Annotated in this window: 24 protein-coding genes; 11 read left to right on the top strand and 13 right to left on the bottom strand. The window is 44.5% G+C overall.

The features are described 5' to 3' along the window. Window positions 1-10: 10 nt before the first annotated feature. The 5 genes from CPG39_RS10880 to CPG39_RS10855 all read right to left on the bottom strand — a co-directional run bounded on the left by CPG39_RS10880 (window position 11) and on the right by CPG39_RS10855 (window position 5,871). Window positions 11-490 (bottom strand): tautomerase family protein, encoded by a 480-nt coding sequence (locus tag CPG39_RS10880; protein ID WP_096293456.1) that lies wholly within the window; start codon window positions 488-490, stop codon window positions 11-13. 836 nt (window positions 491-1,326) lie between these two features. Continuing rightward, window positions 1,327-2,166 (bottom strand): porin family protein, encoded by an 840-nt coding sequence (locus CPG39_RS10870; protein ID WP_231990285.1) that lies wholly within the window; start codon window positions 2,164-2,166, stop codon window positions 1,327-1,329. A 434-nt stretch (window positions 2,167-2,600) separates the two neighbouring features. Beyond that, entirely contained in the window at window positions 2,601-3,503 is a 903-nt protein-coding gene (locus CPG39_RS10865) for a hypothetical protein (RefSeq protein ID WP_096293452.1), read from the bottom strand. 128 nt (window positions 3,504-3,631) lie between these two features. Continuing rightward, window positions 3,632-5,452: a copper oxidase gene (locus tag CPG39_RS10860; RefSeq protein ID WP_096293450.1), complete on the bottom strand. Its 1,821-nt coding sequence runs from the start codon at window positions 5,450-5,452 to the stop codon at window positions 3,632-3,634. Window positions 5,453-5,562: 110 nt separating this feature from the next. Further along, window positions 5,563-5,871, bottom strand: a complete 309-nt coding sequence (locus CPG39_RS10855; protein ID WP_096293448.1) for a hypothetical protein — start codon at window positions 5,869-5,871, stop codon at window positions 5,563-5,565. Window positions 5,872-6,066: 195 nt separating this feature from the next. Between CPG39_RS10855 and CPG39_RS10850 the strand changes: the two genes are divergently transcribed. The 3 genes from CPG39_RS10850 (at window position 6,067) to CPG39_RS14520 (ending at window position 10,133) form a co-directional block, all read left to right on the top strand. Continuing rightward, window positions 6,067-6,918: a DUF6502 family protein gene (locus CPG39_RS10850; RefSeq protein ID WP_096293447.1), complete on the top strand. Its 852-nt coding sequence runs from the start codon at window positions 6,067-6,069 to the stop codon at window positions 6,916-6,918. 51 nt (window positions 6,919-6,969) lie between these two features. Next, the gene (locus CPG39_RS10845; RefSeq protein ID WP_145956237.1) at window positions 6,970-8,736 is read left to right on the top strand and encodes a DUF5666 domain-containing protein; all 1,767 of its coding nucleotides are present in this window, start codon (window positions 6,970-6,972) and stop codon (window positions 8,734-8,736) included. A gap of 161 nt (window positions 8,737-8,897) precedes the next feature. Further along, a complete protein-coding gene (locus CPG39_RS14520) occupies window positions 8,898-10,133 on the top strand; it encodes a hypothetical protein (RefSeq protein ID WP_172424115.1) in 1,236 nt (411 codons plus the stop codon). A 54-nt stretch (window positions 10,134-10,187) separates the two neighbouring features. Here the strand turns inward: CPG39_RS14520 and speB are convergent, their stop codons facing one another. Continuing rightward, entirely contained in the window at window positions 10,188-11,153 is a 966-nt protein-coding gene (speB, locus tag CPG39_RS10830) for an agmatinase (protein ID WP_096293439.1), read from the bottom strand. 258 nt (window positions 11,154-11,411) lie between these two features. On the opposite strand from speB, the gene CPG39_RS10825 reads away from it, so the two are divergent. From CPG39_RS10825 to CPG39_RS10805, 5 genes are all read left to right on the top strand, one after another. Beyond that, window positions 11,412-11,882: a septal ring lytic transglycosylase RlpA family protein gene (locus tag CPG39_RS10825; RefSeq protein WP_231990284.1), complete on the top strand. Its 471-nt coding sequence runs from the start codon at window positions 11,412-11,414 to the stop codon at window positions 11,880-11,882. 163 nt (window positions 11,883-12,045) lie between these two features. After that, on the top strand, window positions 12,046-12,765 hold the full coding sequence (locus CPG39_RS10820; RefSeq protein WP_096293436.1) for a Crp/Fnr family transcriptional regulator: 720 nt from the start codon (window positions 12,046-12,048) through the stop codon (window positions 12,763-12,765). A 109-nt stretch (window positions 12,766-12,874) separates the two neighbouring features. Beyond that, window positions 12,875-14,122: a lipoprotein-releasing ABC transporter permease subunit gene (locus tag CPG39_RS10815; protein ID WP_096293434.1), complete on the top strand. Its 1,248-nt coding sequence runs from the start codon at window positions 12,875-12,877 to the stop codon at window positions 14,120-14,122. Continuing rightward, window positions 14,115-14,804, top strand: coding sequence for a lipoprotein-releasing ABC transporter ATP-binding protein LolD (gene lolD / locus CPG39_RS10810; RefSeq protein WP_013648699.1), 690 nt, complete (start codon window positions 14,115-14,117; stop codon window positions 14,802-14,804). Before CPG39_RS10815 ends, lolD begins: the two co-directional genes overlap by 8 nt. Window positions 14,805-14,854: 50 nt before the next feature. Continuing rightward, the gene (locus CPG39_RS10805; RefSeq protein ID WP_096293432.1) at window positions 14,855-16,564 is read left to right on the top strand and encodes an ABC transporter ATP-binding protein; all 1,710 of its coding nucleotides are present in this window, start codon (window positions 14,855-14,857) and stop codon (window positions 16,562-16,564) included. A 28-nt stretch (window positions 16,565-16,592) separates the two neighbouring features. Here CPG39_RS10805 and CPG39_RS10800 read toward each other — a convergent pair whose 3' ends face one another. The 3 genes from CPG39_RS10800 to CPG39_RS10790 form a co-directional block, all read right to left on the bottom strand. Further along, window positions 16,593-16,943, bottom strand: a complete 351-nt coding sequence (locus CPG39_RS10800; protein WP_096293431.1) for a YdbL family protein — start codon at window positions 16,941-16,943, stop codon at window positions 16,593-16,595. A gap of 24 nt (window positions 16,944-16,967) precedes the next feature. Continuing rightward, on the bottom strand, window positions 16,968-17,183 hold the full coding sequence (locus CPG39_RS10795) for a YnbE family lipoprotein (RefSeq protein WP_096293429.1): 216 nt from the start codon (window positions 17,181-17,183) through the stop codon (window positions 16,968-16,970). 67 nt (window positions 17,184-17,250) lie between these two features. Then, window positions 17,251-19,716: a YdbH domain-containing protein gene (locus CPG39_RS10790; RefSeq protein WP_096293427.1), complete on the bottom strand. Its 2,466-nt coding sequence runs from the start codon at window positions 19,714-19,716 to the stop codon at window positions 17,251-17,253. 270 nt (window positions 19,717-19,986) lie between these two features. On the opposite strand from CPG39_RS10790, the gene CPG39_RS10785 reads away from it, so the two are divergent. The 3 genes from CPG39_RS10785 to CPG39_RS10775 all read left to right on the top strand — a co-directional run bounded on the left by CPG39_RS10785 (window position 19,987) and on the right by CPG39_RS10775 (window position 22,494). Beyond that, window positions 19,987-20,640 carry a hypothetical protein gene (locus CPG39_RS10785; RefSeq protein WP_145956236.1) on the top strand — a complete coding sequence of 218 codons (654 nt, stop codon included), beginning with the start codon at window positions 19,987-19,989 and terminating at the stop codon, window positions 20,638-20,640. 840 nt (window positions 20,641-21,480) lie between these two features. Further along, a complete protein-coding gene (locus CPG39_RS10780; protein ID WP_096294319.1) occupies window positions 21,481-22,014 on the top strand; it encodes a peroxiredoxin in 534 nt (177 codons plus the stop codon). 108 nt (window positions 22,015-22,122) lie between these two features. After that, complete coding sequence (locus tag CPG39_RS10775; protein WP_096293424.1) at window positions 22,123-22,494, top strand: TraR/DksA family transcriptional regulator; 372 nt, start codon at window positions 22,123-22,125, stop codon at window positions 22,492-22,494. A 20-nt stretch (window positions 22,495-22,514) separates the two neighbouring features. Here CPG39_RS10775 and CPG39_RS10770 read toward each other — a convergent pair whose 3' ends face one another. From CPG39_RS10770 to CPG39_RS10755, 4 genes are all read right to left on the bottom strand, one after another. Further along, on the bottom strand, window positions 22,515-23,042 hold the full coding sequence (locus CPG39_RS10770; protein WP_096293422.1) for a Smr/MutS family protein: 528 nt from the start codon (window positions 23,040-23,042) through the stop codon (window positions 22,515-22,517). 66 nt (window positions 23,043-23,108) lie between these two features. Continuing rightward, a complete protein-coding gene (trxB, locus tag CPG39_RS10765; RefSeq protein WP_096293420.1) occupies window positions 23,109-24,059 on the bottom strand; it encodes a thioredoxin-disulfide reductase in 951 nt (316 codons plus the stop codon). 4 nt (window positions 24,060-24,063) lie between these two features. Then, window positions 24,064-24,723, bottom strand: coding sequence for a protocatechuate 3,4-dioxygenase (locus CPG39_RS10760; RefSeq protein ID WP_096293419.1), 660 nt, complete (start codon window positions 24,721-24,723; stop codon window positions 24,064-24,066). A 326-nt stretch (window positions 24,724-25,049) separates the two neighbouring features. After that, window positions 25,050-25,691 (bottom strand): DUF4114 domain-containing protein, encoded by a 642-nt coding sequence (locus CPG39_RS10755; RefSeq protein WP_096293417.1) that lies wholly within the window; start codon window positions 25,689-25,691, stop codon window positions 25,050-25,052. Window positions 25,692-26,143: the final 452 nt, after the last annotated feature.

Genomic DNA, 26,143 nt, shown 5'->3' with positions numbered 1-26,143 from the left:
AAGCGGGAATCTACCGATCCGAGATTCCTGGAGTAAGGATGAGATTGACTGGAAGCTTTTCCGCCAAGGTATAAGGACTCGCTTTATTTTCCTTGACCCAGCGTTTCTCAGCGGCAGATTCAAATGGCGGTGGAATTTCGCCCTGCAAAGACCAGAGATCAAAAGGGGTCTCGTCAATTGAAATCTCCCAGTCATACCCCCTGTCTTTTACGAAAGGAGCGATGATTTCATCAATTGTTCTGATCCACCATTCCCTAATGACCGGCCCGGGCAGCGTTCTGGCAATCTGATCGACTTTGAACCTGATAAATCGATTATGCGGCTCGCCACTGACAAAGCAGGAGCCCTCGGCGAGGGCTTCAAAAAGGATGACCACATAAAATTTTGGAATGGGAATACCCGCGTATAAACTTGTAATCCGCTCGGACAGGTTTCTTTTGTCTGCAACATTGAACGCTTCCGCAGGATGATAAATTTTCCACAATGGCATGATGTTTCTCCTATAAAAAGATCTACTTCCTATAACTTGCAATAAGCAAGTTATAGGAAGTGTAATTGCGTTACTTGCTTATTGCAAGTTATAAATATACAAATCCGAATATTCTTTGAACATAATGCCGACAAACGAACCTTTGCGGATGAACAATACCTTACTTGGTATTACAGACCGGATGTAACACGCAGATAATTGAGATGCCTAATACGGTGACGAGAAGAGAATCCGGGAAAACTGTATTTAATAAAAAATTCCTGCACAACTTCCCAAGTTAACCGGAACAAGCAACTAAAATAGTGATGGCAAGAGAAATTGGAACAGAAAATGTAGATGAAACTTTGTGTCCTCAGGATTGGATCATATTCATTGAGTCAACCGGGAATCCTCTGTACCGAAGCACAGCCTGTTGATTCCGGGTTACCACTTGGTTCACAAGAAGACAGGAAATCGAAATTTGGCTATCGCATTGAAAATGCGCAATTATGCATCAGGAATAAGAATAAACCGCTTTCGGTATATCAAAAAGGACAAGCTTTAATAAAGCACCCCGCCGCAAGCAGCGAGGTATTAAAAGCGCTTTTCAGACTGCTGGTTTTCAACCAGCCTTTGCCCCGAGGAGTGAGAAATTAAACCCGGAAGAGATTAAAACTTTACTTTCTGCCAACAAACACATAGAAATTCCATCCGGAAATTTCCCTCGTTACTCCAGGGAAATTTCCAAAGTTATGCAGAAATCTTTTAGAGTTGTTACTACAATCGCTGTACTAACGTTCATACAGCCCCACCCATTGGGGTGCTCCGTCAGAAAAGCAAAACTGCTTTCTGTGAGATTAGAATCCGATACCCACATAGCCACCCACAGTCAAGCCACCAATTTTCGTGCCATCCAGTGAACCAGCGACTAATTGGTAACGCGCATCAGTGCCAATGAAGAAATCTTTCCATATGTTATATTCAATACCGCCTGCAAACATAATACCGGGTTCCAGTACGGTAATCGATTCAGTGGGAGGGCTGACGACGTGTATCGCTAGACCGGCGGGAATAATCCAGGGTCTGATTTTATATTCCGCAAAATGATTAAATTTAATTTTGGGCGATGCGGTTAAAGTAAATTGATTAACGGTCACTCCTCGAGGATTGTATGCACCCCCCGCCAGCTGCGTAGGCTCGTTCGCCAGCGCATTGCCCAGAATGCCGTGACCATATTGCTTATATTCAAACATCAGTTCTGCATCGACTTCCGTTTTAGGTATGAATCCCCAAGTATCCTTGGTCAATTGAAAATCGAAGCCGGCACCCGTATACCACGCGTGTCGATCTGCCTGCTCTTGCGCACCCACCGGTGCGACACGACTTTCGATCGACACCCCATTACGATGCCCATCGCTTCTCGCATAGCCGCCACGGAAAAACAGCATGATTCTTTTTTGACTCATGCCATTGAAATCGATGCTTTTCTTTTCAGCTGGAATGCTGGCTTGCTGAATCTGCTCAACTTTTTGGGTGGTTTGTACCGATGTTTCCTGAATCTGCTCAACTTTCCTTGTAGTTTGCAACGACTCTACTTTGATTCTATTCAATTCATTCTGAATTTCTAGCAAGGTGTTTTCCAGCTGTTTGATGCGTTGGGCTGCGGTGTCTTGCGCAAAGACTTGTGCAGCAGTCATTAGCATCAAAACACTTAAACATGCGCAAATTATAAGTTTGAGACCCCATTTATTTTGTGATAGGTAGTTCATATATACTCCCATTTCTATTGTTCGTTAATAAAGAATTCTTCCTGACCTGAAATTAAAAGTCTTTATATATTCTTATATATCAATTACTTGATCTTTGATAACGAAATCGAGTCAACGTATTGGAGATCTGGAAGAAGAAATGCAGGTCCCCTACCGCAATAAATGCAGTATTTAATGAAGCTCAGGGAATCTCTACCCGGAAAGCAGGGGCAGATCTGCAGAGATGAACATTTCTTCAGCTTAACGCTGGGAAAATATTCTTCAATTAGTTGACAACGTTATCAGATCGGCAAGCTCAATCAGAGCGGAATCAAATTTTATTGTTCGTCATGAGCTTGCTAACGTATTGAATCGTAAATTACCTAACTCAATACACTGACATCATCCCAACTGATTTGGTCCGATGCGACGCCGACCAGCGTGACTGATGCGGTTGAACCAAAATCCACTATGAAATCTTGATCATCATCACTGCGGCGAATACCAGTGACAAAGCTCTCTAGATGTTCTCTTGAAAGAAGACCCAGACCGGTATCAAATATAATGAAATTATCTTCGCTCGAGTTGAAGTCTCCAATGCGCAAATGCGCAGCCTCACGAATCACAAAATCATCCGCGCCTTGCCCGCCATGACAGTCTTCACCTCCCCGCACACCCACATGATCATCGCCGTCAGTTGGGGAATAAACAAGCCTGTCTTCAAACTTAAACCGGCCCGATCCGGGTGAGTTGGAAACCCATTGTTCCGAAGCACGGAAATAAGTACCATCACCATCTGCATCAGCGTATATGGTTATTTCTGTGCCAATACCGGGCTCATCATCCGTTCTCACTACTTCACCATTTTCATTAACCGCATAAGTCTCCGTACCGTCATCATCAATGGGATCAAGTTCCGGCACCCCATCCTTAATTTCAAATACTTCAATGACCTCATTATTATCGTTAATGGTGAACTGGTAACCTTTGTGGTCACCACTGCCAGGGCGATCATCATTACCGCCGTCATCATCCGTACTATCGGAGATGACTGTGTAAGATCCGTCGCCTTCGGGATCCGAGAAAATAGTGACTTCGGGCCCATTAGAAGTTTGCTTGGTGTGGGTGATTTGAGTGCCATCGATCACAAACGAATCTCTGTTGTCGATAGATTCCTGCTGGGTTATTCCATTTTCAACTTCGAAATAGGCTGTCACAGCACCATTTTCAATCGTGAATGTAAAATGCTTGTTACTACCGGATGAATCTTCATGTCCTGAACTCATTTTAGTTCTCCTGAAAAATTAGTAAGTCAATGTAGTAAATAGCGCCTGAATATGATGACGCAATATCAAACGCTATTTATATTTCTCATTTATTCATTGACTCAATTATATTATATATGAATATATAATTAATCAATCGGATTGCGCTGTGCTGCAGTCAACTGATTACTCCAAGCCGCGGGCAGATTCTGCACCCAACCGTTATACACTACCGGAATTGGCAATATGCCTTGTCCACCCATGCCAGGATTCCCTTTGATGGCGTCATCCTTCTGTGTAGTTCCTGCAGCAAACAATCCTACCGCACCTACAATTTTTGCATCCGATGGATCACCATCATTGTTTGGATCAGGATCCACAATCAGCATCCTGTTGGAAAATTTGCTGGATACATACGCATAGTAACCGCCACCCTGTTTAGCGCCATATTGCACACCGTGACAACCCGGATCACACGGCAGCATCGCTACCAACTCATCCGTGATTGTATTGACGATAGTTATCGTCCCGGTGAGCGTGTTGGCAGTTACCATATTTTTACCATCCGGAGAGACTGGGGTTTGGATCGGTAGCGCGCCCACAGGACCTGTAATCGTTCCTGCAACCGGATCATAATTTTGGATCAGGTTGATGTGTTTGGTTACCGTGTGGGTATCCATATTCACAACCGCGAGAGTACTATCGAGAAAATTAGCCGCGTAATATTTGCTCGCATCCGGCATCATGCCCGTTGCTATAGGGTGGCCAAAAGGACTGCCGACTGGCACAATGGCCTCAATAGCATTGGTATGAAAATTGTACTGTGTGGAGTCCCCCGAAAAGACATTGGGTGTTACCATAGTTTTGCCGTCATGACTCATCCAGTGTGCGTGCGGGTTGCCGCGTCCAATATCCACTCTGCGCAATACTCCATCTGCCATGGGTGCTAATTCCATTACCGAATCAGTGCGCGTGTCTCCATTATTCGTAACGTGAAGACGATCAGAGTCAGTCAGTGTCATCACATGTGCAGGTGACTCACCCACGGACACATTGCGTATCAAAGCACCCGTTTGACGATCAAATACAGTCAGTTTGCTATCAAACCATTGAGTAGCATAAATTACAGTTTGATCTTTGTCGGTCCACATATTGTGTGGATTGTTCATGTTGATAGAAGGTAACGCTACTTTACGTGTCACTTGCCAGGAAGACCCATCGATCGCTGATACCGTACCGGGTTTCTCTTTTCCTTGGGTGTTTTCAAATTGCGTCGCAACCCATATTTCACCGACTGCCGGAGTTCTTGGGGGGGTCAGTTCCGACAATGTAATATCGTTTCCGTAACGCGCATTCAAAACATCCGGCAAATTAACAACACCAATATCCACACGTACGTCAACATCTGGATATGTGACATGCCAGGGTTCATTACTGGCATAGTTCTGCCAGTTAGCCGGATTAGTGGCAATAAAGAAAGTTCGTAAGAGCCGTGTCGCCAAGTCGCTGCTGGATGGAACGGTAATGCCATTGACCAGACTGATTGAAGAACCTAAATCCAATCCAGTAGTTTTAGGATCATCGACAATCACTGCACCAAACATGTAGGGATGAATACTGCAGGTGAATACATACAAGCCCGGTGTCGTCAGCGTTACATCATCGCCCCCTTTTCTGGGCTCGGTATTAAAAGGCATGTTAGCGGCACCCGTGGGGTAGATCAGACTGGTCCGCGTATGCACGGTGTTGGAATTGCCGGAAAACTTCACACGTACACCGGGTGCAGCAATGGCAATCGAACGATTACCAGCAACCGCTGTTCCGGTATCAAACCAGCGTCCCGGATTATCCGTCAGTTCAAATCTGACTTCATTATCACCTGCAAAAACACTGCCTGTTGATAACATTAGCAGCGCTGAGGAACAAACCCCTAAGCTGATAATCTTCTTTAAAAATATTTTATTAAACATCAAATTTTCTCCTTGGGGCAGTTAACAGTTATTGATTCTTTTATTTTATATTTTTGCATTTTACCCGGCGCCCCACCTTTGGAAGGTGTGCCGGGTAATATTAATTTTTGTTATTTAACGTTCCCATGACCTCCTTGTACATGATCATTTTTCCATAATAACTTTCCAATTCGTCTGGATTCACGGTCATCTATATTTTGTTCACCACGTGGAGTGACTACAGTGGTAGCTTGATTATCCCTTGAATGTACAGTTCTGCTAGAATCATCCGTATCGCGCCCATGCCGAATTTGATCGGCCGGATTATTCATTCTATCGGAGTAGCCGAGATAGTCATCAACCGTTTTTCCTGCAGAGAACGATGTAGATGCAAACCCCATGCTGAACATTAGGATTGTGATAATTGAGAGTTTTTTCATGATACTTCTCCTTGATTTGGATTGATGCAACATCAGTAAGTGTCCTGATGTGCGCCTGAGATTTTGTCTCACGCAAAATCAACTATACGTGGGAAAATTTTCCATGTCAACATATTGTGTGATTATTTCCCACGATATGATAAAATATTTTATATCCACCAACTTCCTGGCCAATTTAATCCGTGAATAAGCTTTATGCATAGTATTCAAACACCTGACTCAACGCTACCACCCTCGCTCGTTGCTGCGCTTCGACGCATGCTTCGTCCGATAATCAAGTTAATGCTGTCAAAAGGAATTACTTATCCTTTTTTATTGGAATTGCTGAAGGAACTATTCGTAGAAATCGCAGATAAGGATTTTAAGATTGAAGAGAAATCTTCGACTGATAGTCATTTAAGTCTGCTAACGGGTATTCATCGCAAAGATATCAAGCGATTACGTCATGAGAATCATTCCGATACCGAAGCAATTCCTCAAGCAGTTTCAATGGGCGCCAGACTAGTAAGTCTGTGGACCAGTGATGCACGTTATCTCGATGAAAACAATCAACCTAAACCATTACCCAGATTTATGAAGGAAGGCGGTGAAATTTCATTTGAGAAACTGGTTGCCAATGTAAGCTGTGACATACGTTCACGGGTGGTTCTTGATGAGTGGTTGAGACTCGGTATAGCGCATTTTGATGAGCAAAAGCGAGTGTGCCTTAATACATCGGCATTTGTTCCGGCAAACGGTTTTGATGAGAAAGTGTATTACTTTGGTCACAACTTACATGATCATGCCGCTGCCGCGACCAACAATTTATTAGGAGAACATCAGCCATTCTTTGAACGAAGTGTCTCTTACGACGAATTAACCGTTGCTTCAGTGCAGGAATTGGCCGAGAAATCCAAGCATCTTGGAATGGAATCCCTACTCGCTATTAATAAAGATGCGATGGAATTCGAGAAAAGCGATGCAGGGAAAAATGAACCATGCTATCGAATGACATTCGGGATTTATTTTTATAGTGAACCGGCTGAATCGAAAGAATCGAAAGAATAATAAATGACCCTATTACACGCAACTAGTCACTTAAGATATTGGTAAAGCGAAATGACAAACTCATTGGCAAGCCTGCACCGTTACGTTACTTACATGTCGGCAGCCATTGCGTTGATGTTTTGCTATTCTGTCAGCGCATTCGCCAAAATTAATTGCGATGCCAACCCCTCGTTAATCAATCCTTTACTGCACGCTCAATCCGGAATCGGTGGAACAGGTACGCCATTAGCTGAATCGGGCGTGGGCGGCACGGGCATTTCAGAGGGTGGAATTGGCGGAACTGGTGCACCATTAGCCGATTCCGGCATAGGGGGTACAGGTGTGCTCGATGGAGGAATGGGAGGTACCGGTACTCAGGAAGGCGGCATTGGAGGAAAAGGGCATGTTGCTGACGATGGCGGCATCGGCGGAACAGGGATTATTGGTGTCATCACTGGATTTGCAAGTATTTGTGTCAATGGCATCGAAATTCATTATAACAGCGATACCCCTATCTCCATTGACGGTCGATCTTCTACCGCGCGTGATCTTGCAGTTGGACAAATTGTTGTGGCGCGTGCGCTAGGCACGGGTCACGAACTTGTGGCTCGAAATATTACGATAATGCATGCAGCGGTTGGTCCGATCAGCATTATTAATTCTGAAACCGGAGAAATGCGCGTATTGGATCAAACTGTGCATATTGGAAAATCCGCTGATTTGAGCCATATTTCAAACATAAAAACAGGAGATTGGGTACAAGTCAGTGGCCACAGGCTATCCAATGGTGCAATCGTGGCATCGCGAATTGAAACTATGCCGCCTCAGGCACAAGCCAAAATAAATGGGCATGTTACACAAATTGACGGGCAAGGTTTTATTGTCAGTGGCACTCGCGTTCAACATGATGAAAAGTTATTACCGACGGGCATTTCCAAAGGGATGGGAATCCAGGTTACGGGCCAGTGGGATGGCGCCCATCTAAACGCTCAGGATATTCAAATCGAGCCGATGCTACGAAATATTGGAAATGTAGAGCATCTTGTGATTGAGGGATATATCCATGCCTTAGGAGGTAAAGAATTAAATGTAGGTAATCGGATAGTTATTATTGATTCCGATACGCAGTTAGAAGGCACTCAAAATGATCTGCAGTTGAATCAACGCGTGCTCATTAACGGCAGGGTCGGTGCGGATCAGCGAATAAATTCGGAACGTATTGAAATAAGAAATTTACCACCTGTTCAAATACAGGATCGGAACGATAGGTTTTTTAACGATAGCAGTGATAAAGATAGAAGAAATAATTTGGGCAATGGATCGGAAATCAGCACCACGCGGAGTGACAAGGATAATCTAGAACGCAGTGGGCATGGTGATAGTGGCTCGAGCCAGGGGAATTTAAGAAAAGAACTTGATCATAGCCCAGGTAAGAGCCCGTCATCCGATAGAGACTTTCGTGGCGAAGAACGAGGTAAAGGTGGTGATAAGCGATTGGATCATTCTAATTCCTCAGGACGAGATCATGTAGAGAAATCCTCTGATATACGTGATCAAAGCAAATCGGATTATAAAATCGACAAACCCGAAAATCCAAGAGAATCCGATGCAGACTCACGAGATAGGCCAGACGGCTACAAAGATAATATACGGGATATCGATGCTCAAGATAGAACACGAGATCATGAGCGTCATGAGCGTCATGAGCGTCATGAGAAGCATTTGATTATTGATAGACCCGAAAGACCAAACGAATTTGATTCTAGCGCACAAGACCGGATTGGTGACCATAGAGAAAGTATACGGGATATTGATATCCCCGATAGAACTCGTGATTAATTTATGAAGATTTTCCTGGCATAAAAGAAAATACACCCTCCTCATCACCAACATCAACATCAACATCAACATTAATTAATAAAAACATGGGCCGTAGTTTATTGATTCGTGCAATCGCATCGGATGATTCCTCTCAATGCGTTAACCAATAAAAAGCTCGCATGTATCGATCTTTAGCTTCCAAACAAAAAAGCTTGGCATTATTGCTGTTAGCGTTTGGCATCTATGGTCCAGTTGTTCATGGCAATGGACTAAGCTTCAGTACCGCGACCGATTTCACCACAGGTAAGTACGGCGGGACTACTTCAACCGATATCTGGTATGTTCCATTTACGGCCCGTTACGATAAGGATCGGGCATCTTTCAGGTTGATTGTTCCTTATCTCAGCATCACCGGACCGGGTAATGTACTCGGTCCGGGAATTGGAGGGATTGTTGATGGCGGAGGCCCCATTATCGGGGGAAGTGTGGGGGGTAGCAGTTCAGGGGGTGGTGGCGTAATTGTGGTGTGTGATGAAGATACACAGAATTGTTCTGGCGAGAACCCGGGTCGAGAGGAAATTGATTCAGGTTCCGGGAGCGGTGGTGGTAACAACAGCGGAAGTGGTGGGAACGGGGGCAATGATGACGATGACAACAGCGGAAGCGGTGGTGGCGGAGGCAATGATGGTGACGACAACAGCGGAAGTAATGGCGGAGATGACGACGACAATAGTGGCAATGGTGGTGGGGGCGATGATGACAACAGCGGAAGTGGCGGAAGCGGAGGTGATGACAATGGCAACAGTGGCAGTGGTGGTGGGAGCGATGATGACGATTCAGATGATGAGATAAATAATGTCAGGTTAAGTAAAGCAATTGCCTCTGGGCTGGTTGGAGGTATCCCCCTCGGAGGATCATCGCTTAACAGTACAACGCAATCGGGATTGGGCGATATCGTTGCCGCATTCAGCTATAACTTGATTGATCATGCACGTACAGGGATTGCTTTTGATATTACCACCCGTTTAAAAATTCCGACTGCCAGCGCCAAGCAGAATATGGGAAGCGGTCAAGTCGATTATGCTATTCAAGGCGATTTATTTAAAACGATTTCCAAGCTCACATTGAGCGCAACGTTGGGTTACAGAATACTGGGTAATCCCTCCGGGATTACTTTTCATAACGTGCTTTATGGCGCCGCAGGCGTTGGGTATCAATTGTCCCCCACTGTCACCATGGGAACAAGTTACACAATGGGGCAATCGCCTGTACGTTTGGAAGATAGCCGAGATCTTATGCTATATATTTCGCAACGCGTTACCAACAATTTCAGACTGAATGCCTACGGAATAAGAGGGTTTTCAGATCGCAGTCCTGATTGGGGAGGAGGTATCAATTTACGCTATATTTTTTAGAAACTCCACTTTCAATATGTAGAGCTATTTCGGATAACTTCCCCAGAAGCGCTGTCATTTTTCTGCTTTACGTTTCGACAGCAAACAAATAAGGTCACATGCAATATGAGCAGCCGCCAGCGCCGTGATTTGACTATGATCATAGGCGGGCGCTACTTCAACAATATCCATGCCGATCAGATTAAGCCTGCTAAAACCACGAATGATGCTTAGCGCCTGGGCAGTGGAAAGTCCGCCACAAACCGGCGTACCGGTGCCAGGTGCAAAAGCGGGATCAAGACAATCAATATCAAAGGTAAAATAAGCTGGGCGGTTGCCAACTATGCGTTCAACTTCCGCAACTACGACATCGGTGCCATGCCGATGCACCCAAGTAGCATCAAGAATGTGCATACCCATAAAATCATCGTTCCAGGTGCGGATGCCAATTTGCACTGAGTGTTTAGGATCAATCAATCCATCTTTTATCGCCTTATAAAACATTGAACCGTGATTCAAAGAATCAGGTGAATCATCCGGCCAAGTATCGCTATGCGCATCAAAATGAATTAACGCAAGCGGCTCACCAAACTTTTCGGCATGTGCTTTCAACAATGGATAAGTAATATAGTGATCGCCGCCGAAAGTCAGCATGCGCGCACCTGAGGTCAGAATATGGCGAGCATGTTCAATAATTGCTTGATGGATCGTCAGTGGATTATGGACATCGAGAAAACAATCACCAAAATCAATCACTGTGAGATTCTCAAATGGATCAAAACCCCATGGATAAGGTTTTGTCGAAGCAACCTCTGCCGAGGCAAGACGAATTGCTTGCGGCCCGAAACGAGCCCCGGAGCGATTAGTGACAGCCAAATCGAATGGAATACCGCTGACGACTAGTTCAGTACCCTCGATATCCTTACTATATTTGCGCCGTAAAAAAGATAGAATGCCGGAGAAAGTGGGTTCACGCTGCATTCCATAAGGACTCGCGCGTACAATGACGCCATTGGTCTTAGTGCGGTCGTCGTTCGTCATAATCTCTATATCCTTTTTGTCGAATATACTCATACCACTTTTTAGCAATCATCCATTGTCTACAATCACCAGCATTGAAATGCGCTGATGATATGCTGCTGATTACTGCAAATTCAAGTATTGTTGAATAATTGACACCCACAGCAATAGATCTTGGCGGATTGATACCTTTATAATCCTATGCGTATATACAATTAAAAGTGTCTTAGAAGCCCTATAAAAGCTATGCAACATTCAAAGAATCGCAAGCACGCTAACATGATGATATTGATTGCTGTCCTGATCAGCGGTTGCGCTTCGATATTTCCCGGCAATGTGCCCCGCTCCTCGGATATTTCCAAGCAGCGCGCACCCAACCTTACTGCGCCATACAACAAGCCTTATAAAGTCCGCGGAGTTACCTATTATCCGCTGCGAACAGCAGTTGGATACCGGGAAATCGGTCATGCATCCTGGTATGGCTCAGAATCGGGCAATCGCACAGCGATGGGAACACGCTTTGTTCCTCACGGCCTGACTGCTGCTCATAAAACACTCCCTTTACCTTCCAGAGTCAGAGTTACCAATCTGAAAAACGGTCGTCATGTTGATGTGTTGGTTAATGATCGAGGCCCTTTTACGAAAGGTAGAATCATTGATCTATCACGTGGCGCAGCCCAGAAAATCGGCTTGCACGGTGTAGACAAAGTAAAAATCGAACATCTTAACGATAGAATCAGCCAGAACTAAACAGTAACTCAAGATCATTTCGATAGAATATCTTAATCACTTTTTGCAAAGCAGTGTATCGATCTGAATTTGATATATCATTGTTCATTTCATGGGAAGGCAGAATCTTGGAAAATGATCGGATACTGTAAAATAAAGCTATTCTGAAAGAAGACGGCAAGAAATGACCACACGAAACATTTCAGCTGACCGTGCAACTGCCATGCTGTCGGTGATCAAGGAATTTCAATGTCTGTCGCCGCGTGATATTGGAATAGTTGCCGCCGCTTGTCGGTGGCATCGTTATGAAGCGGGAAATGAGATTGTGCGCTATCACGATCATACCAACAGCGCTTTTTTTATCGCGCAGGGTGAAATTCGTATCATGTATCACAGCTTATCGGGGCAGGAAGTCATCTTATGCGATTTACCAACGGGTGAAATGTTTGGCGAATTGACGGCGATTGATGGCCATCCCCGGTCGGCCACCGCGATCGCACGGAGCAGCGTATTGCTGGCATCAATGCCGGCATCGGATTTTCAGGAACTAATTTATGGCAACCGCCAGATCGCTGAAATTATTTTAAAACGCCTAACTGGGCAGGTACGCCGTCTGACCGAACGTGTTTATGATTATAGTACGCTGGCGGTACGTAACCGTATTCAGGTAGAATTGTTGCGTTTGGCAAGAAATCACATGATATCCGAAAATGTTGCTGTCATTTCGCCGGCACCCACTCAAACTGAAATTGCCAATCTGGTTAGCACACACCGTGAAGCCGTATCACGCGAACTGAATATGTTGATCAGAAATAAACTGATAGTGCGTCAGGGTCATGATTTGCATGTGCTGGATATTGCAAAGCTCACTGAAATGGTCAACGAGGCGCGTGGCAGCTTTTGATGAAAAAGCTTGTAGTGTAAATCCTAATCACAACTTCTGATTATTTTGTTAAGCTGCGTATTAAATGTGGCAAACTTCATAGTCAAATTTATTACGGGTACTATCATTCGTGTCTCCCTATGAACTTTTCATTGGTTTGCGCTATACGCGCGCCAAAAAACGCAATCATTTCATTTCTTTTATTTCCTTAATCTCTCTGATGGGCATTACGCTGGGAATGACGGCATTGATTACGGTAATGTCAGTAATGAACGGCTTCCAGAAAGAAGTACGCACACGCATTCTGGGTGTTGCTTCGCATGTTCAGATTGGTAGTTTTCATGGTAATTTGAGCCATTGGCAGCAAACGGCGGAAGAAGCGATCAAGCACCCGGCAGTGGAAGCCGCGGCACCTTATGTCAGTGCGCAGGGCATGCTGTCACACAATCAAGTCGTACAAGGTGTTTTGGTGCGTGGCATACTACCGGAAATGGAAGATCAAGTAGCCGATTTCTCGAAAACGATGGTCAGCGGCGATTTGAATCATTTGATTCCGGGAGAATTCGGCATCGTGATCGGCATGGAATTGGCGCGTGCGATGGGTACTTTCATCGGTGATAAAATTGTTCTGATTTCGCCCCAAGGGCAAGTCACACCTGCAGGCATTCTACCGCGTTTGAAACAATTCACTGTGGTTGGAATCTTTGAAGTAGGTCATTTTGAATATGATTCCGGATTAATTTTAATTCACATGTTCGATGCGCAAAAACTATATCGCATGGAAAACGATGATGTCTCCGGCGTACGTTTGAAGTTAAAGGATCTATTTCAAGCCCCCAAAGTCGTGCAGGAATTACCCGCGATGTTGACGATTGACAGTCATATCAGCGATTGGACAAGACAGCATGCCAATTATTTTCGTGCGATCCAAATTGAGAAGCGTATGCTGTCTTTAATTCTGGCATTAATCATTGCGGTTGCGGCATTCAATATTGTTTCCACATTAGTGATGGCGGTGACTGACAAAGAATCTGACATCGCGATTTTACGTACACTCGGTGCAAGCCCGCGCAGTATTATGAAGATATTTATCGTTCAGGGAACGTTTATTGGGGTTTTTGGTACGATCCTTGGTGTAGCCGGTGGCATGCTGCTCGCTTATAATGTGGGGGAAGTGGTTGCGTTTATTGAAAGCTTGTTTAATGTTCAATTCCTCTCACGGGAAATTTATTACATCAGTACAATTCCAACCGATCCACAGATGGCGGATATCACAACCGTTGCCGTAACTTCGTTTATTCTCAGCTTACTGGCCACGATCTACCCCAGCTACCGCGCATCCAAAGTGAATCCGGCAGAGGCTTTGCGCTATGAATGAAATGGTTATTTCTTGCCGCAATCTGGTCAAGCAGTTTTCGCAAGGCGATTTGGCAGTTCCGGTATTGAAGGGGGTTAACCTGGATCTGGCTAAAGGGGAAATGTTGGCGATTGTCGGCGCATCGGGTTCCGGCAAAAGCACTTTGCTGCATGTGCTGGGCGGACTGGATGTGCCTACCAGTGGGAACATTGAAATTCTCGGGCAAGATATCGCCCGGATCAACGAAGAAGAACGCTGCCAGCTACGTAATGGCTCGCTTGGTTTCATATATCAATTTCATCATTTGCTAATGGAGTTCAGTGCCTTGGAAAATGTAGCCATGCCGTTGCTGATTCGCCGCTTGCCAAACCAGGAAGCCTATGATCGCGCCGCTGAAATGTTACAACTGGTTGGCCTGAGTCATCGCCTGACACATACCCCCGGTGAATTATCCGGCGGTGAGCGCCAGCGTGCCGCTGTTGCACGCGCTTTGGTTACGCGCCCTGCCTGCATTCTGGCTGATGAACCCACAGGAAATCTTGACCGCAAAACAGCTGAGCATGTATTTGATTTAATGCTGGAGTTGAATCGTAAAATCAATGCCAGCTTGATTATCGTCACACACGATGCAAGTCTGGCCAATCGCGCGCAGCGCATCCAGCAATTGATCGATGGAGTTTTATGCGATGTGCCTCATGCATGATGTTTATGTAAACGAATCATTATCTTTTGATCATTTCTTATAACCGGCTTATGCGTACTTTATTCACGTATATTATGGTTTTTCCCCGGCGCAGTGCGTTTGTTCTGTTTGCGCTATTAATTGCGGGCATCGCCGAAGGATTGAGCCTCACTGCATTGCTGCCACTGCTATCAATAGCTGTTGGCGATTCCGGCGGATCAGGTGATTCCGGTATCGGTAAATTCATGGAAGCGACGCTGCAGGATATCGGTATTGAGCCTACCTTGGATACAATTCTGATCATTATCGTCGGCGGTATGTTTTTCAAGGGATTGGTACTATTGCTGGCGAATCGCCAGGTAGGTTACACCGTCGCGCATGTCGCCACAGCGTTACGATTGGATTTGATCGAGGCTTTACTAGCCAGCCGCTGGCCGTACTATTTGCGACAACCTGTCGGATCTCTTGCAAATTCGATTGCAACCGAAGCCTATCGTGCCGCCAATGGCTTTGAACACAGTGTGAACGTTCTGGCACTGGCTATTCAAGTGATGGTATATGCCATTGTGGCACTATTCATCTCCTGGGAAGCGACGCTCGCTTCATTAGTCATTGGTTTGTTTTTATTGATTGCGTTGAATCGGCTGGTCAGTGCAACCCGTCGCGCCGGTACGAAACAAACTCATTTGTTACGCCATCTGCTTACATATTTGTCTGATGTACTCAGTTCGGTCAAATCGCTAAAAGCCATGGCGCGTGATAATGTGGCCGACGCCATTTTACATGAACAGACGCAGCATCTGGAAAAAGCGACGCGCAAGGAAGTCATGAACCGGGCAGCTCTGACAGCACTGCAGGAGCCTATTCTTGCTGCGCTGACTGCCAGTGGTTTGTATATTGCACTGGTAGTGTGGGAGTTATCGCTTCCTGAAGTCATGCTGATGGTATTTTTGCTGACCCGTATTCTGGGGTTGCTGAATAAGACACAACGCCGGCATCAACAACTCGCCGCGCAAGAAAGTGCTTATTGGGCATTGCGTAAAGCAGCCGAAGATGCACGCGCAGCGGCGGAAAGATCGAGCGGGACAGTACAGCCGACATTGCAGAAAGACATTGTCTTGCAGCATGTGAAATTTAATTATGGACCGAAAATCATATTCGAAGATTTGAATATGGAAATACCCGTCAACTCATTTACCGCGGTTATGGGACCGTCCGGAGCAGGTAAAAGTACTCTGCTGGATTTGTTATGCGGGTTGACCGAACCGCAATCCGGTGAAGTCCGGATTGACAATATATCTTTGCATGATATCCATCTGCGGCAATGGCGCCACATGATCGGCTATGTCTCGCAAGATACGATTCTATTGCACGATACGGTGATGAATAACATTCTGGTTGGAGAGCCCGCGTTGACAATCAATGATGCGGAACAAGCGCTGCGCCAGGCTGGTGCGTGGGATTTTGTTAATGCATTGCCGGAAGGGTTGCAAACGGTTGTCGGTGAGCGCGGCGGTTTACTTTCCGGAGGGCAGCGGCAACGTATCGCGATTGCACGAGCGTTGGCGCATAACCCGTCTTTTCTGATTCTCGACGAGCCTACCAGTGCATTAGACCCAGAAAGCGAACGCACGATTTGCGAAACATTACAGAAACTGGCCAAGAGCCTGACCATTATTGCTGTTTCACATCAACCCGCGGTTATTAACGCGGCAGACCGGGTTTTTATACTTTCGAATGGCGTGGCGGAACCATTATCGCAAGCACCGCAAAATCACTAAGAAGATGCGGTAATAGAATAAGAATTACCTATTTCCTTATCCATTGTCCGTTAATTTGAATCCAGGTTCCCGCTGGAACTTTATGGATAATTTCCTCAGCATATACTTTTCCTACCTGATTGGGATCAATGCCTTGTGCGGCAGCTTTTTCCTGGTAAATTGCTTGACGCTTGGCATTAATTGCATCGGCCTCTGCCTGAGCACCAGGTTCTCGGGCGATGACATACCCCGTACTCGCTTCGCCAATTGCACCAGACGCACGCAGGTTATCGAGACTATCGGCCCATACCGGAATTGCATAGAGTGCTAACACTGGAAGAATGATTCCAAAAATTTTTGGCAAAGATTTCTTAAAGATCATATTTGAAATACGCTGCATAATGTTCTCCTTTCTCATTTGCTATTAGAAGATGTCAGGGTTGGCGGCTATATCTTTTTTGGCTTCCTCTTCAAGCTTCACTCGAATATCAGCATCCAGTTTGATATTGAGATTTATCGTAATCGGTTCCTTAGGAGATTCCACTTTAACCGTCGGTGCGCAAGATACGACCACCAAGCAGCAAGAAATCAAAATTACTGAAGTAATTATAGTGTTTGTCATTCGTTCAATTTTACACATGATTGCACTCCTCTTTTCCGATAATGAGCATACAACGCTCTATGTCTGCAATTTAGCGCCATCTGACTTAATACAATCTGAACGAACCGCGCAGAATTTCATGGGATAAACTGTAGCCGTAATTAATCTTTTGTAAGATCTTGTCTATATCTGTTTCCAACCTAATGTTCAAACGAAAGTCCTGCCCTTCTTTAACTTTAGGATTATTCCCCAACAAAGAAAGCTGGGCTACCAGATCGTGTGCAACCGATTTGTCGAGAGTCAATGATAGCTCAGTGTAATGGAAATCCTGCATGGCTTGCAGCAACAAATTCATTTCCTCTCCGGCGGAAGCAAACCATTGCGAAGCTTTTTGGGATTGAAAATGCAAAATTCCTGGCGCCTTGGCAGCAAGACGCCCATTCCTTATCGTTAATTGATCTTCTTCTATTGTCAGTGGAACCTGACCATCCAGATGTCCGCTTCCCGCAAGACCATCGACCTTGATCAGGTTAAAAAATGATTCCAGATCGATATTACTGATGCGTATCAACATGTCAGAGTATTTGGCCGCGGGATCAATAATGACGGGTGCCACCGATATCATGCCATCCATCATGAAAAATTGCGCTTTCTCAAGCGCAATTTGAGGAGGATTTGTGTCCAGAATGTGATAGGAAACCAGTAAATTTTCCAATGGAACTCCAAAATCAATCTGTTTAACCGTGATTTTTTGTCCAGGCTGGCTGGCTGGAGTTAGCAAATTGTTCAAATTCAGCGCGATATTCAGATCTTTTATCTTCGTAGTTTCATGCGTAAACGAAACATTTCGCATCTCCAATGCGCCGCGACTGCTGTGCACACCTTTTGTAGACCATTTCAATTGTGCGATCGCGCTGACCTGTCCGCTTACATTATTCAACTGTGCCAACACGGGAGAAAACACGCTGGGCTGCAGGCTATCCGGTAAAAAGTTTAATGGAATAACCTCCGCTTTGAGCGCTCCATTACCACTATCCAGCGCATGCGCACCCTTAATCTTTAAAAACTGCAAACCTGGAACACCACCTGTGACGCTAAGCGCATACTCTGTTGATTTTCCTTGCTTGGCTTTATTTCTGACATCGCCGGTGATGGATAGATCTGTAAACAGAGGTTCAGATGCCAGATGCCGCAATTTGCCGATGGAGAAATCAGCAGCATTGCCAATTTCACTATCATTCAAATATAAAATAGCTGAGATATTCTTAAACTGTATCGCGGATTGCGGCAGATCAAAGGAAGCTTCACTTAGGGCTAACTGTCCTTGATAGTTTCTGTTGGCATCCATTTCTCCCGTCACAGTTATTTTTCCTGGATGAATGTTTGCTTCAATTTCAGCAGACTTATCGCTCTTAACCAATACACTAAGATTAGCGGGCATCACAACGATATTATGTTTAAGGGCTAATCCATGCTGACCTCCAGTTACACTCAGATCAGCCTGGGGAATTGAGAACTCTGGGGGATCCCGAAAACGCAAAGGATATTCGGTATTGATCTTCCCCAGGGCAATTTGACCAGAATTGCGTAATCCGATGCGCCAATCGTCTGAGGTGAACTTAATCTGCATTGGCAAGGTAATCGATAGCTGATGAATTTCTGTAGGCCCAGCAATCAGTTTTCCTCCCTCAACACCTAAATCAAGTTCTCCGTTCCAGGAACCCGATAGTCTGTGAACGCTTCCTTTTAAGGTAGCATGATCAATGGCTGCATCACCCAATCTCAATGCAGTTGACGTCTCCCTCAGCTGCGCGGGTACTGGCTTTCCAAGCTTCTGCTCGAGCAGGCTAATCCCCGCGAATGCAAAGTCGGTCTGCACATGCTGCAAATGTAATGCCGTTAATGCAAAAGCGGTTTCACCTGAAAAACTGGAAATTTTGACTCCGGGAATATTCAGCCTACCTTGCGAAATAGCAATCTTACCTTGCATATTTCCCTGCGCATCCAGTGTTGCTACCAGCCCACCCTTCGCCTGACCCACCGAACCAGAGATAATGGTATCGAATCGGATCACTTGAGTATTTGAATGGTCGTGCACAATGCTGCCCGACACAGCGATCGTCACATCACCGGCAACGGAATGGAGGCGTATCACTGAGTCTTCCAGTGAAAGTACCGGCAACCACGGTATGCGGATATCTTTTCCAGATACCGCCGTAGCGAATTGCATCGAATCCAGCGCAGAGCGCTTTGCATTCAGATCAAGTCTCACTTCCACACCGCTAATTTCAACTAATGCTGGCTTTCCAGCGAGCAGATCACGGAGCTGCCAGTTAACCAGGATTTTACCCACCTGCAATTCGTCATTGTTACCCGCCTTCAGCTCATGCAAGCGGAAAGAGCTAAGCGAAATATCGAGAACCGCAACGGATTGCAACGGAAAACCTTGTTTGCGTAACTGATCATTGATGAGCTCCTCCAACAAGGAGTTACGGAATGCATAAAGTCCCACGCCCGCAAAAATAATGAAGCTCAACAGAACCAGTAATCCGATCTTTAATGGTTTCACCATGGAATAAAGTGATAGCGTTTGTAATAACTCATTTTATCTTTCAATCGACATTATGAAACTAAAGGAAAAAGAAACTTACCCATTCGGGTCATGTTAAGTAAAGATTATCATGCCGTCCCTCAAAACGAAATTCAGTTTCTTTGATCGCAAATAAGTGGCACTATTCAATCCAAGTATCTCACCTGGGAGTTTCTCTTGTAATTCAATACTGCAAAGCAGAAAGGTAACTCAAAATCGGTCACATGTCTTTTATAAAAAATTAGGTCAATAATGTCTTTAGTTATTGTAATCTTTGGAGCCTCAGGGTCAGGAAAATCCACCTTGATGGAATTGTTAATGCAATCCGGTAAGCAATATTCGTTGCATTTCAAGGGAACCGATCGCCCCCCTCGTCAGCTTGACGGCATCGAAATCCGTTGCGTTGATCGCATTGAATCTTCAGAATATGACTATATTTATCAATCGTATGGTTTCCATTATGGAATTCAGCGATCTCAGATTGATTCCGCCATTGCAGAAAACCTTCACCATTTCATAATTTGCAACAACCTAGAAGTCATTCGAGCGCTCAAGCGTGATTATCCTAGCCGTGTTCGCGTGATCTTCCTGGATTTCGATGCTCCGCGCGAAACGCTGCACGCGATTCAGATTGCTCGAAAAATACATGACGATGAGATTAAACTTAGATTGGTCAAAACAGAAGCTCTCTACAAGATATTTTTGCATGAAAGAGAACTCTTCGACGATGTACTCTACAATCGCTATGGCGACAAACCGGAAGAATTGCAACTCAAGATCGAACGAATTCTTGAGCATCTTGATAGGACAATTACAGCACGCTCATCTAGCGCTCTTAAGCGATTGGACCAACTCACCAAAGAAATACACACACGACTGCCAGCATCTCAAGATGCTCACCTCTGAACACCTAAAAATGATAAATAATTCCCAGTTCTTAGCAGATTAAACTATAAAGCAAGGTTCACGCATAGACATTCTGAAATATGCCTCTGTACGGTTTTCAGTATCGGGTGAGAACACGAAAGAATCTAGGAAATTTATAGGGTAAAGTACATTTGAAGCCTAACCATTCAATAAAAGCACCAAACGGAAGAAAGTTCATAGGCGTATTCTGAAATAAAATTGGAATGAAACATTTTATACATTCTCAGGAGGCGATTCCCTCGAAGCAGGAAGGCGGTATTACCAGCTGTACTTAATTTGCTCAATCAGATTTCTAATGGTGTTCACATTCATGCACGCTTTTGAAACTTTTGTTTTACTTTTTGGTCATGAATTAGGCATTAGTATTGTTGAGTTGTTACTTGTTGAGACCTTTGCACGGTGTCATGAGCGGTACGAGAATAAGGCAAAAATTTGCGAAAAAGCGGAGTTTACACGGGGTAAATGAGCATTTTTCGCGAATTTTTAACGCAATTATCGTGCCGCGTAGTAACCGTGCAAAGGTCTCTTGTTGTAATTGTTACGGAATCTTGTCAGAACCATCACCTTCACATAGGAAAGGCAATTGACAAGCCATTTTAAACATAAAGTTTTAATTCTGATCGACTGACCAGCGCTTACTATTTCGTGTATGGTTTTAAGCCGGATAAAATCAATATCGATAGGGATGATACCTCTTCACTATGGCTTTTTAATAAGCGAAAGTAAAGTACCGGCGACGTGTACTATTACCGGGAGCAGTACTATGAGCACGACCCTGTCATGTACGACATACATATAACGAATGAGGATGAAAGTATTATGGAATGGTTAGTCATTATCTTGTCGATTATAGCGGTGGGCTTCATGTTCTGGTACTTTTCCACCCCCCCAAAGGTACTTAAACCGGGACAACCTGCACCTGAATTCAAACTGATGGATCAATTTGGAAAAATACATACTTTGGCAGACTTTCAGAGTAAGTGGCTAGCATTATATTTTTACCCGAAAGATGATACTCCCGGGTGCACCAAGCAGGCTTGCGCTTTTCGTGATAGCCTTCAGCAATTGACTGAGCTGGGCGCCGAAGTGATTGGCGTGAGTGTGGATGATGCCAACAGTCATGCGGAATTTGCTCAAAAATTTCATTTGCAATTTCCGCTATTGGCGGATACCACGGCGGAAACAGCCGCTCGATATTATTCACTTGTTAATCTGGGTATTATCAAGTTTGCTAGACGCAATACATTCTTAATCGATCCGCACGGAAAAATTGCACGCATGTATTTATCGGCTAGTGCCGCACACAATTCCTCCGCAGTGATTGCCGACTTGAAACAGTTGCAAGCAATATAGCGCACAAGTCCATTGTCGGAGGGAATTACGCTCTTTTGATTCTCCTCAAAGATTGAAAAATCCATCTCAGACTATAATATATAGAGTAAAACAGGAAAAGGAGGCAGCATGGCAAATTTTACCGAAGCGCAATTAATCCAGTTAAAAACTGCATTACATAAACGTTATCTGCATCTACAAAAAGAAATACGTAACGAACTTGCACACACACAGGATATCAGTGATTCTGAATTAGCAGAGTATGTCAACAATATACCGGATGATATTGATACAGCACTAGTCGATCGGCAAATCAATGAAATGCGCGAGTTGGAAATGTCGATGAGGTATCTAAGCGAACTGGAGTTCGGCGACTGTATCGATTGTGGTAACGAGATCGGATTTGAGCGATTATTAGTATATCCATCCGCGCAACGATGCATTCAGTGCCAGACTCAATATGAAAAGGCTTTCCCTAAAGAATCAAGCCCCTCGTTATAACTATGGGGATTATTCCGATCTTATACTTTGGTTTTGAGCAAAATAAGAATAGCCCCGCCGCCGCCATCTTCCGGTTTTGCCTGGCAGAAAGCCAATACATCAGTACGTTGCATCAGCCAATTTCCGATTCTCGTTTTTAGAACCGGTTCGCGGTTTTTAGAACTCAATCCCTTGCCATGTATGATACGAACACATCGAAATTTTTGTTGCGCACAGATATCCAGAAAAACACCTAATGCCTGCCGCGCCTCATCACGCGTATATCCATGTAAATCAAGATCATCCTGAATCCTCCAATAGCTGCGCCGCAAACGCCGCAACGTCTGATGCGGCATGCCCGGTTGCACGAAAGACCATTCATCGCCTGCTTCAATCTTAACAAAAACATTGTCGGTTAGCGCATCTGTTGATGTTACATTTTCCTCGTTCTTATTTTTGCGTGGAAACGGTGGAACTTTGATGCCACCACTAACTATTTTATCTGACACTGGTAGTGGCGCCACATCACGCATGGCCGCTTGAAACAGTGACCGTTCATCTTCATCCATGACAGAATCCTTTTTTAGCCATCCAGTTTTATCGAAAAACTGTTAATTACATCTTAGGTTCAATAATTATTTCAGGTCATCCAGGTATTTCTCCGCATCCAGTGCTGCCATACAGCCACTTGCGGCGCTGGTTACCGCTTGACGATATATGTGATCCTGCACATCGCCTGCAGCAAACACACCAGCTATGCTGGTGACTGTAGCATTTCCTTGACCGCCCCCGCGGGTAACAATATAGCCATTTTCCATTTGCAATTGTCCGACAAAAATATCGGTATTTGGTTTATGGCCGATAGCAATGAAAACACCTTGTAGATCTATTTCTTGAGTGGAATCATCCTGGGTGCTTCTGATGCGCATACCGGTAACACCGGATTGATCGCCCAGCACCTCATCCAGCACATGATTCAGTTTCAATTTAATATTGCCGGTATGGGTTTTTTCCATCAGTTTATCAATCAGAATTTTTTCCGAGCGAAACTGATCGCGCCGATGCACTACTGTCACGCTGCGTGCAATATTCGAAAGATACAGTGCTTCTTCCACCGCAGTATTGCCGCCACCGATGACAGCGACATCTTGCGCCTTATAAAAAAACCCATCACACGTTGCACACCCTGACACACCACGCCCCATAAATGCCTCTTCGGATGGCAAACCGAGATATTGCGCAGATGCACCGGTGGCAATTATGAGCGCATCGCAAGTATAAGTGCCTTGATCGCCAATCAAGGTAATCGGTTTTTCTGTCAGTTTTGCGGTATGAATATGATCAAAAATAATCTCGGTATGAAAACGCTCCGCATGTTTCTGAAACCGTTCCATCAACTCCGGGCCTTGCACACCCATCGCATCGGCCGGCCAATTATCCACATCCGTTGTTGTCATTAATTGTCCACCCTGAGCCAAGCCAGTGATCAAAACCGGACTCAGATTGGCGCGTGCCGCATAAACGGCGGCAGTATAACCAGCCGGCCCGGAACCGAGAATAAGCAGTGAATTGTGTTTGGTCGTCATAAATTTATTTACGAAGTAGATCGAGGACGACATTGTACTCGTAAATGATTAAATTGCCTTGTTGCCCAATCTTTCTCGCCATCATTGCTGATTGTTCGATGATAGATTTCCGACTCAGTAATAAATCCTTCTTGTTTAACTCCTGATCCGGAAAATACATCTGCGTTGTCAGCGGAAGATAACCCGGTTTAAAAATCTTTAAATGAATATGCGGAGGTCTGATCCACGTTCCGCTGGCAGGGTAAGCACCTGGCATTACTGTCTTAAAGCGAAAAGATCCTTTATCATCAGTCTGAATTACCGCCCATCCTTGGAAGTTCTGATCCAGCTTTGCTTTATTGGAATCACGCGGATGACGATAGCGACCGTTGGCATCCGCCTGCCAGATATCCAGCAACGTATTTTCAACCGCATTGCCGTAGATATCGGTTACATGCCCACCGACCACAATATGCTGACCACTCGCACCGCCCAGGTATCCATTGATTTGCGTTAGATCCTCATCCTTGTCTTTCTGATTCTTTACCGGATAAAACGGACCTTCTGTTTCTTCAGGCGTAGGCATTAGCGCTAACGCCTTAGCCAAACTACTGCTGCCAAGAACACTGGAAAAGCTGCCCAGCATACCTAATCCAATCACTTTTCTACGGGAAATTTTTTTCATGCTGAATGGCTCGATCGTCTTATGAATTCTATTAGAATTTTTTAGAACAGCGATAGGTATAAAAATTCAGATGATAAAATCGATCCAATCGATATCCAGTGAATTTGATACGTAAAACCTTTCGTGCATGCGCTTCAATTTGCATCAGAACTTACCACAAACAAGCGTGCTAAGAATAAAAAATATTAAATGTAAACTGGTCCTGCTTATTGTCTATAGATTACATGAAAGAAAATGAAGCAAATAGGGAATATTTGCTTCATTTTCTTTGTTACTAACTTTTAATAATTGAAAAATGGGAAACAGTGATTAGTAATGTCAAATTTTTATATTCTTCTCTTTCTGGAACGCACTGTAAAAGCCACCAATCCCAACCCAATCAACAACATAGCATAAGTCTCCGGCTCAGGCACAGGGCTTATATGTTTTTCTGCCAATGTACTGATATTTGTGAATATAAATGCTTGATCATTATAATCAAAATCCCCGCCACCATGAATATCTTCAAATCCCACATAGGTACCAGCCGGAATACCAAGAACCGTATCTCCAGAAAAACTGGTTGAGTAAATGTGATTTACTCCGTCGGCATTAGATGCGGAATTGGAATTCCAAATATCCCCAGTATCGAGAACTTTCATCTGAAACGTAAGTATATCTCCCGCATTAACGTAACCTAAATTGACATAATCTCCCACATTTGAAGTTTGATTGTTTAACACTCCTATAGAGGACTGTGGTGTAACCACACCATTCACGAGTAAGGATAGCGTACTGGTATAAGATGCCGAACTCGATTGAAAGTAAGCACCAATATAACCTGTTGTTGTTGCAGTAAAAGTGTAAGAATTTTGAACAGGCGCACCCTGATCTGCATAGGAAACCGAAGCCGCTTTTACGTGGGCCATCGAAAACAAGCCAAAGCAAAGAGCCATAGACACCACTGTTAATTGTAAAGAATTTCTCATTGTATGCTCCAGAAACTAATTGTTAATAAAAACCACTGAACATTATGGAAACTCTAAATAAGCTGATTGCATTCATAACTCAACCATCCTGCAGCAATCGTAGCAAGTTACCGTTCACCCCAAACCTGTTGAGAAGCTTAATCAGAACTTTCCTGTCTGGCGAGATACTAGACCCAATACTCCGCCTGGAATAGAGATGAATATCCTGAAAGCATACTGAAAAAAATGAGAAAATGTCCTATAAAAATCCTAAACCGAATTGAGCTAATCTATACATGTTTAATGCACTTTTAATTCCTTATCAGCTGATCATTTTTCTTTCTGATTTACGAGTCTACACGCGTTTGCGTATCCATGACGCAAAGGAATATCGCTAATAACCACGCCATGCTATTGAAAGTATTATCCAATCTTAGTTAATACTTGTCTCGAGTGAACCATAGGGAATGGCC

It is taken from the genome of Nitrosomonas ureae, assembly GCF_900206265.1.
Taxonomy (GTDB): domain Bacteria; phylum Pseudomonadota; class Gammaproteobacteria; order Burkholderiales; family Nitrosomonadaceae; genus Nitrosomonas; species Nitrosomonas ureae_C.
This window is presented reverse-complemented; position numbering and strand designations above follow the sequence as displayed.

What these genes read in the sequence shown, in the direction of transcription:
- CPG39_RS10880 (WP_096293456.1), bottom strand. Translation starts at nt 490, where the DNA reads ATGCCATTGTGGAAAATTTATCATCCTGCGGAAGCGTTCAATGTTGCA.
- CPG39_RS10870 (WP_231990285.1), bottom strand. Translation starts at nt 2,166, where the DNA reads ATGACTGCTGCACAAGTCTTTGCGCAAGACACCGCAGCCCAACGCATC.
- CPG39_RS10865 (WP_096293452.1), bottom strand. Translation starts at nt 3,503, where the DNA reads ATGAGTTCAGGACATGAAGATTCATCCGGTAGTAACAAGCATTTTACA.
- CPG39_RS10860 (WP_096293450.1), bottom strand. Translation starts at nt 5,452, where the DNA reads ATGTTTAATAAAATATTTTTAAAGAAGATTATCAGCTTAGGGGTTTGT.
- CPG39_RS10855 (WP_096293448.1), bottom strand. Translation starts at nt 5,871, where the DNA reads ATGAAAAAACTCTCAATTATCACAATCCTAATGTTCAGCATGGGGTTT.
- CPG39_RS10850 (WP_096293447.1), top strand. Translation starts at nt 6,067, where the DNA reads ATGCATAGTATTCAAACACCTGACTCAACGCTACCACCCTCGCTCGTT.
- CPG39_RS10845 (WP_145956237.1), top strand. Translation starts at nt 6,970, where the DNA reads ATGACAAACTCATTGGCAAGCCTGCACCGTTACGTTACTTACATGTCG.
- CPG39_RS14520 (WP_172424115.1), top strand. Translation starts at nt 8,898, where the DNA reads ATGTATCGATCTTTAGCTTCCAAACAAAAAAGCTTGGCATTATTGCTG.
- speB (WP_096293439.1), bottom strand. Translation starts at nt 11,153, where the DNA reads ATGACGAACGACGACCGCACTAAGACCAATGGCGTCATTGTACGCGCG.
- CPG39_RS10825 (WP_231990284.1), top strand. Translation starts at nt 11,412, where the DNA reads ATGATGATATTGATTGCTGTCCTGATCAGCGGTTGCGCTTCGATATTT.
- CPG39_RS10820 (WP_096293436.1), top strand. Translation starts at nt 12,046, where the DNA reads ATGACCACACGAAACATTTCAGCTGACCGTGCAACTGCCATGCTGTCG.
- lolD (WP_013648699.1), top strand. Translation starts at nt 14,115, where the DNA reads ATGAATGAAATGGTTATTTCTTGCCGCAATCTGGTCAAGCAGTTTTCG.
- CPG39_RS10805 (WP_096293432.1), top strand. Translation starts at nt 14,855, where the DNA reads ATGCGTACTTTATTCACGTATATTATGGTTTTTCCCCGGCGCAGTGCG.
- CPG39_RS10800 (WP_096293431.1), bottom strand. Translation starts at nt 16,943, where the DNA reads ATGCAGCGTATTTCAAATATGATCTTTAAGAAATCTTTGCCAAAAATT.
- CPG39_RS10795 (WP_096293429.1), bottom strand. Translation starts at nt 17,183, where the DNA reads ATGTGTAAAATTGAACGAATGACAAACACTATAATTACTTCAGTAATT.
- CPG39_RS10790 (WP_096293427.1), bottom strand. Translation starts at nt 19,716, where the DNA reads ATGGTGAAACCATTAAAGATCGGATTACTGGTTCTGTTGAGCTTCATT.
- CPG39_RS10785 (WP_145956236.1), top strand. Translation starts at nt 19,987, where the DNA reads ATGTCTTTAGTTATTGTAATCTTTGGAGCCTCAGGGTCAGGAAAATCC.
- CPG39_RS10780 (WP_096294319.1), top strand. Translation starts at nt 21,481, where the DNA reads ATGGAATGGTTAGTCATTATCTTGTCGATTATAGCGGTGGGCTTCATG.
- CPG39_RS10775 (WP_096293424.1), top strand. Translation starts at nt 22,123, where the DNA reads ATGGCAAATTTTACCGAAGCGCAATTAATCCAGTTAAAAACTGCATTA.
- CPG39_RS10770 (WP_096293422.1), bottom strand. Translation starts at nt 23,042, where the DNA reads ATGGATGAAGATGAACGGTCACTGTTTCAAGCGGCCATGCGTGATGTG.
- trxB (WP_096293420.1), bottom strand. Translation starts at nt 24,059, where the DNA reads ATGACGACCAAACACAATTCACTGCTTATTCTCGGTTCCGGGCCGGCT.
- CPG39_RS10760 (WP_096293419.1), bottom strand. Translation starts at nt 24,723, where the DNA reads ATGAAAAAAATTTCCCGTAGAAAAGTGATTGGATTAGGTATGCTGGGC.
- CPG39_RS10755 (WP_096293417.1), bottom strand. Translation starts at nt 25,691, where the DNA reads ATGAGAAATTCTTTACAATTAACAGTGGTGTCTATGGCTCTTTGCTTT.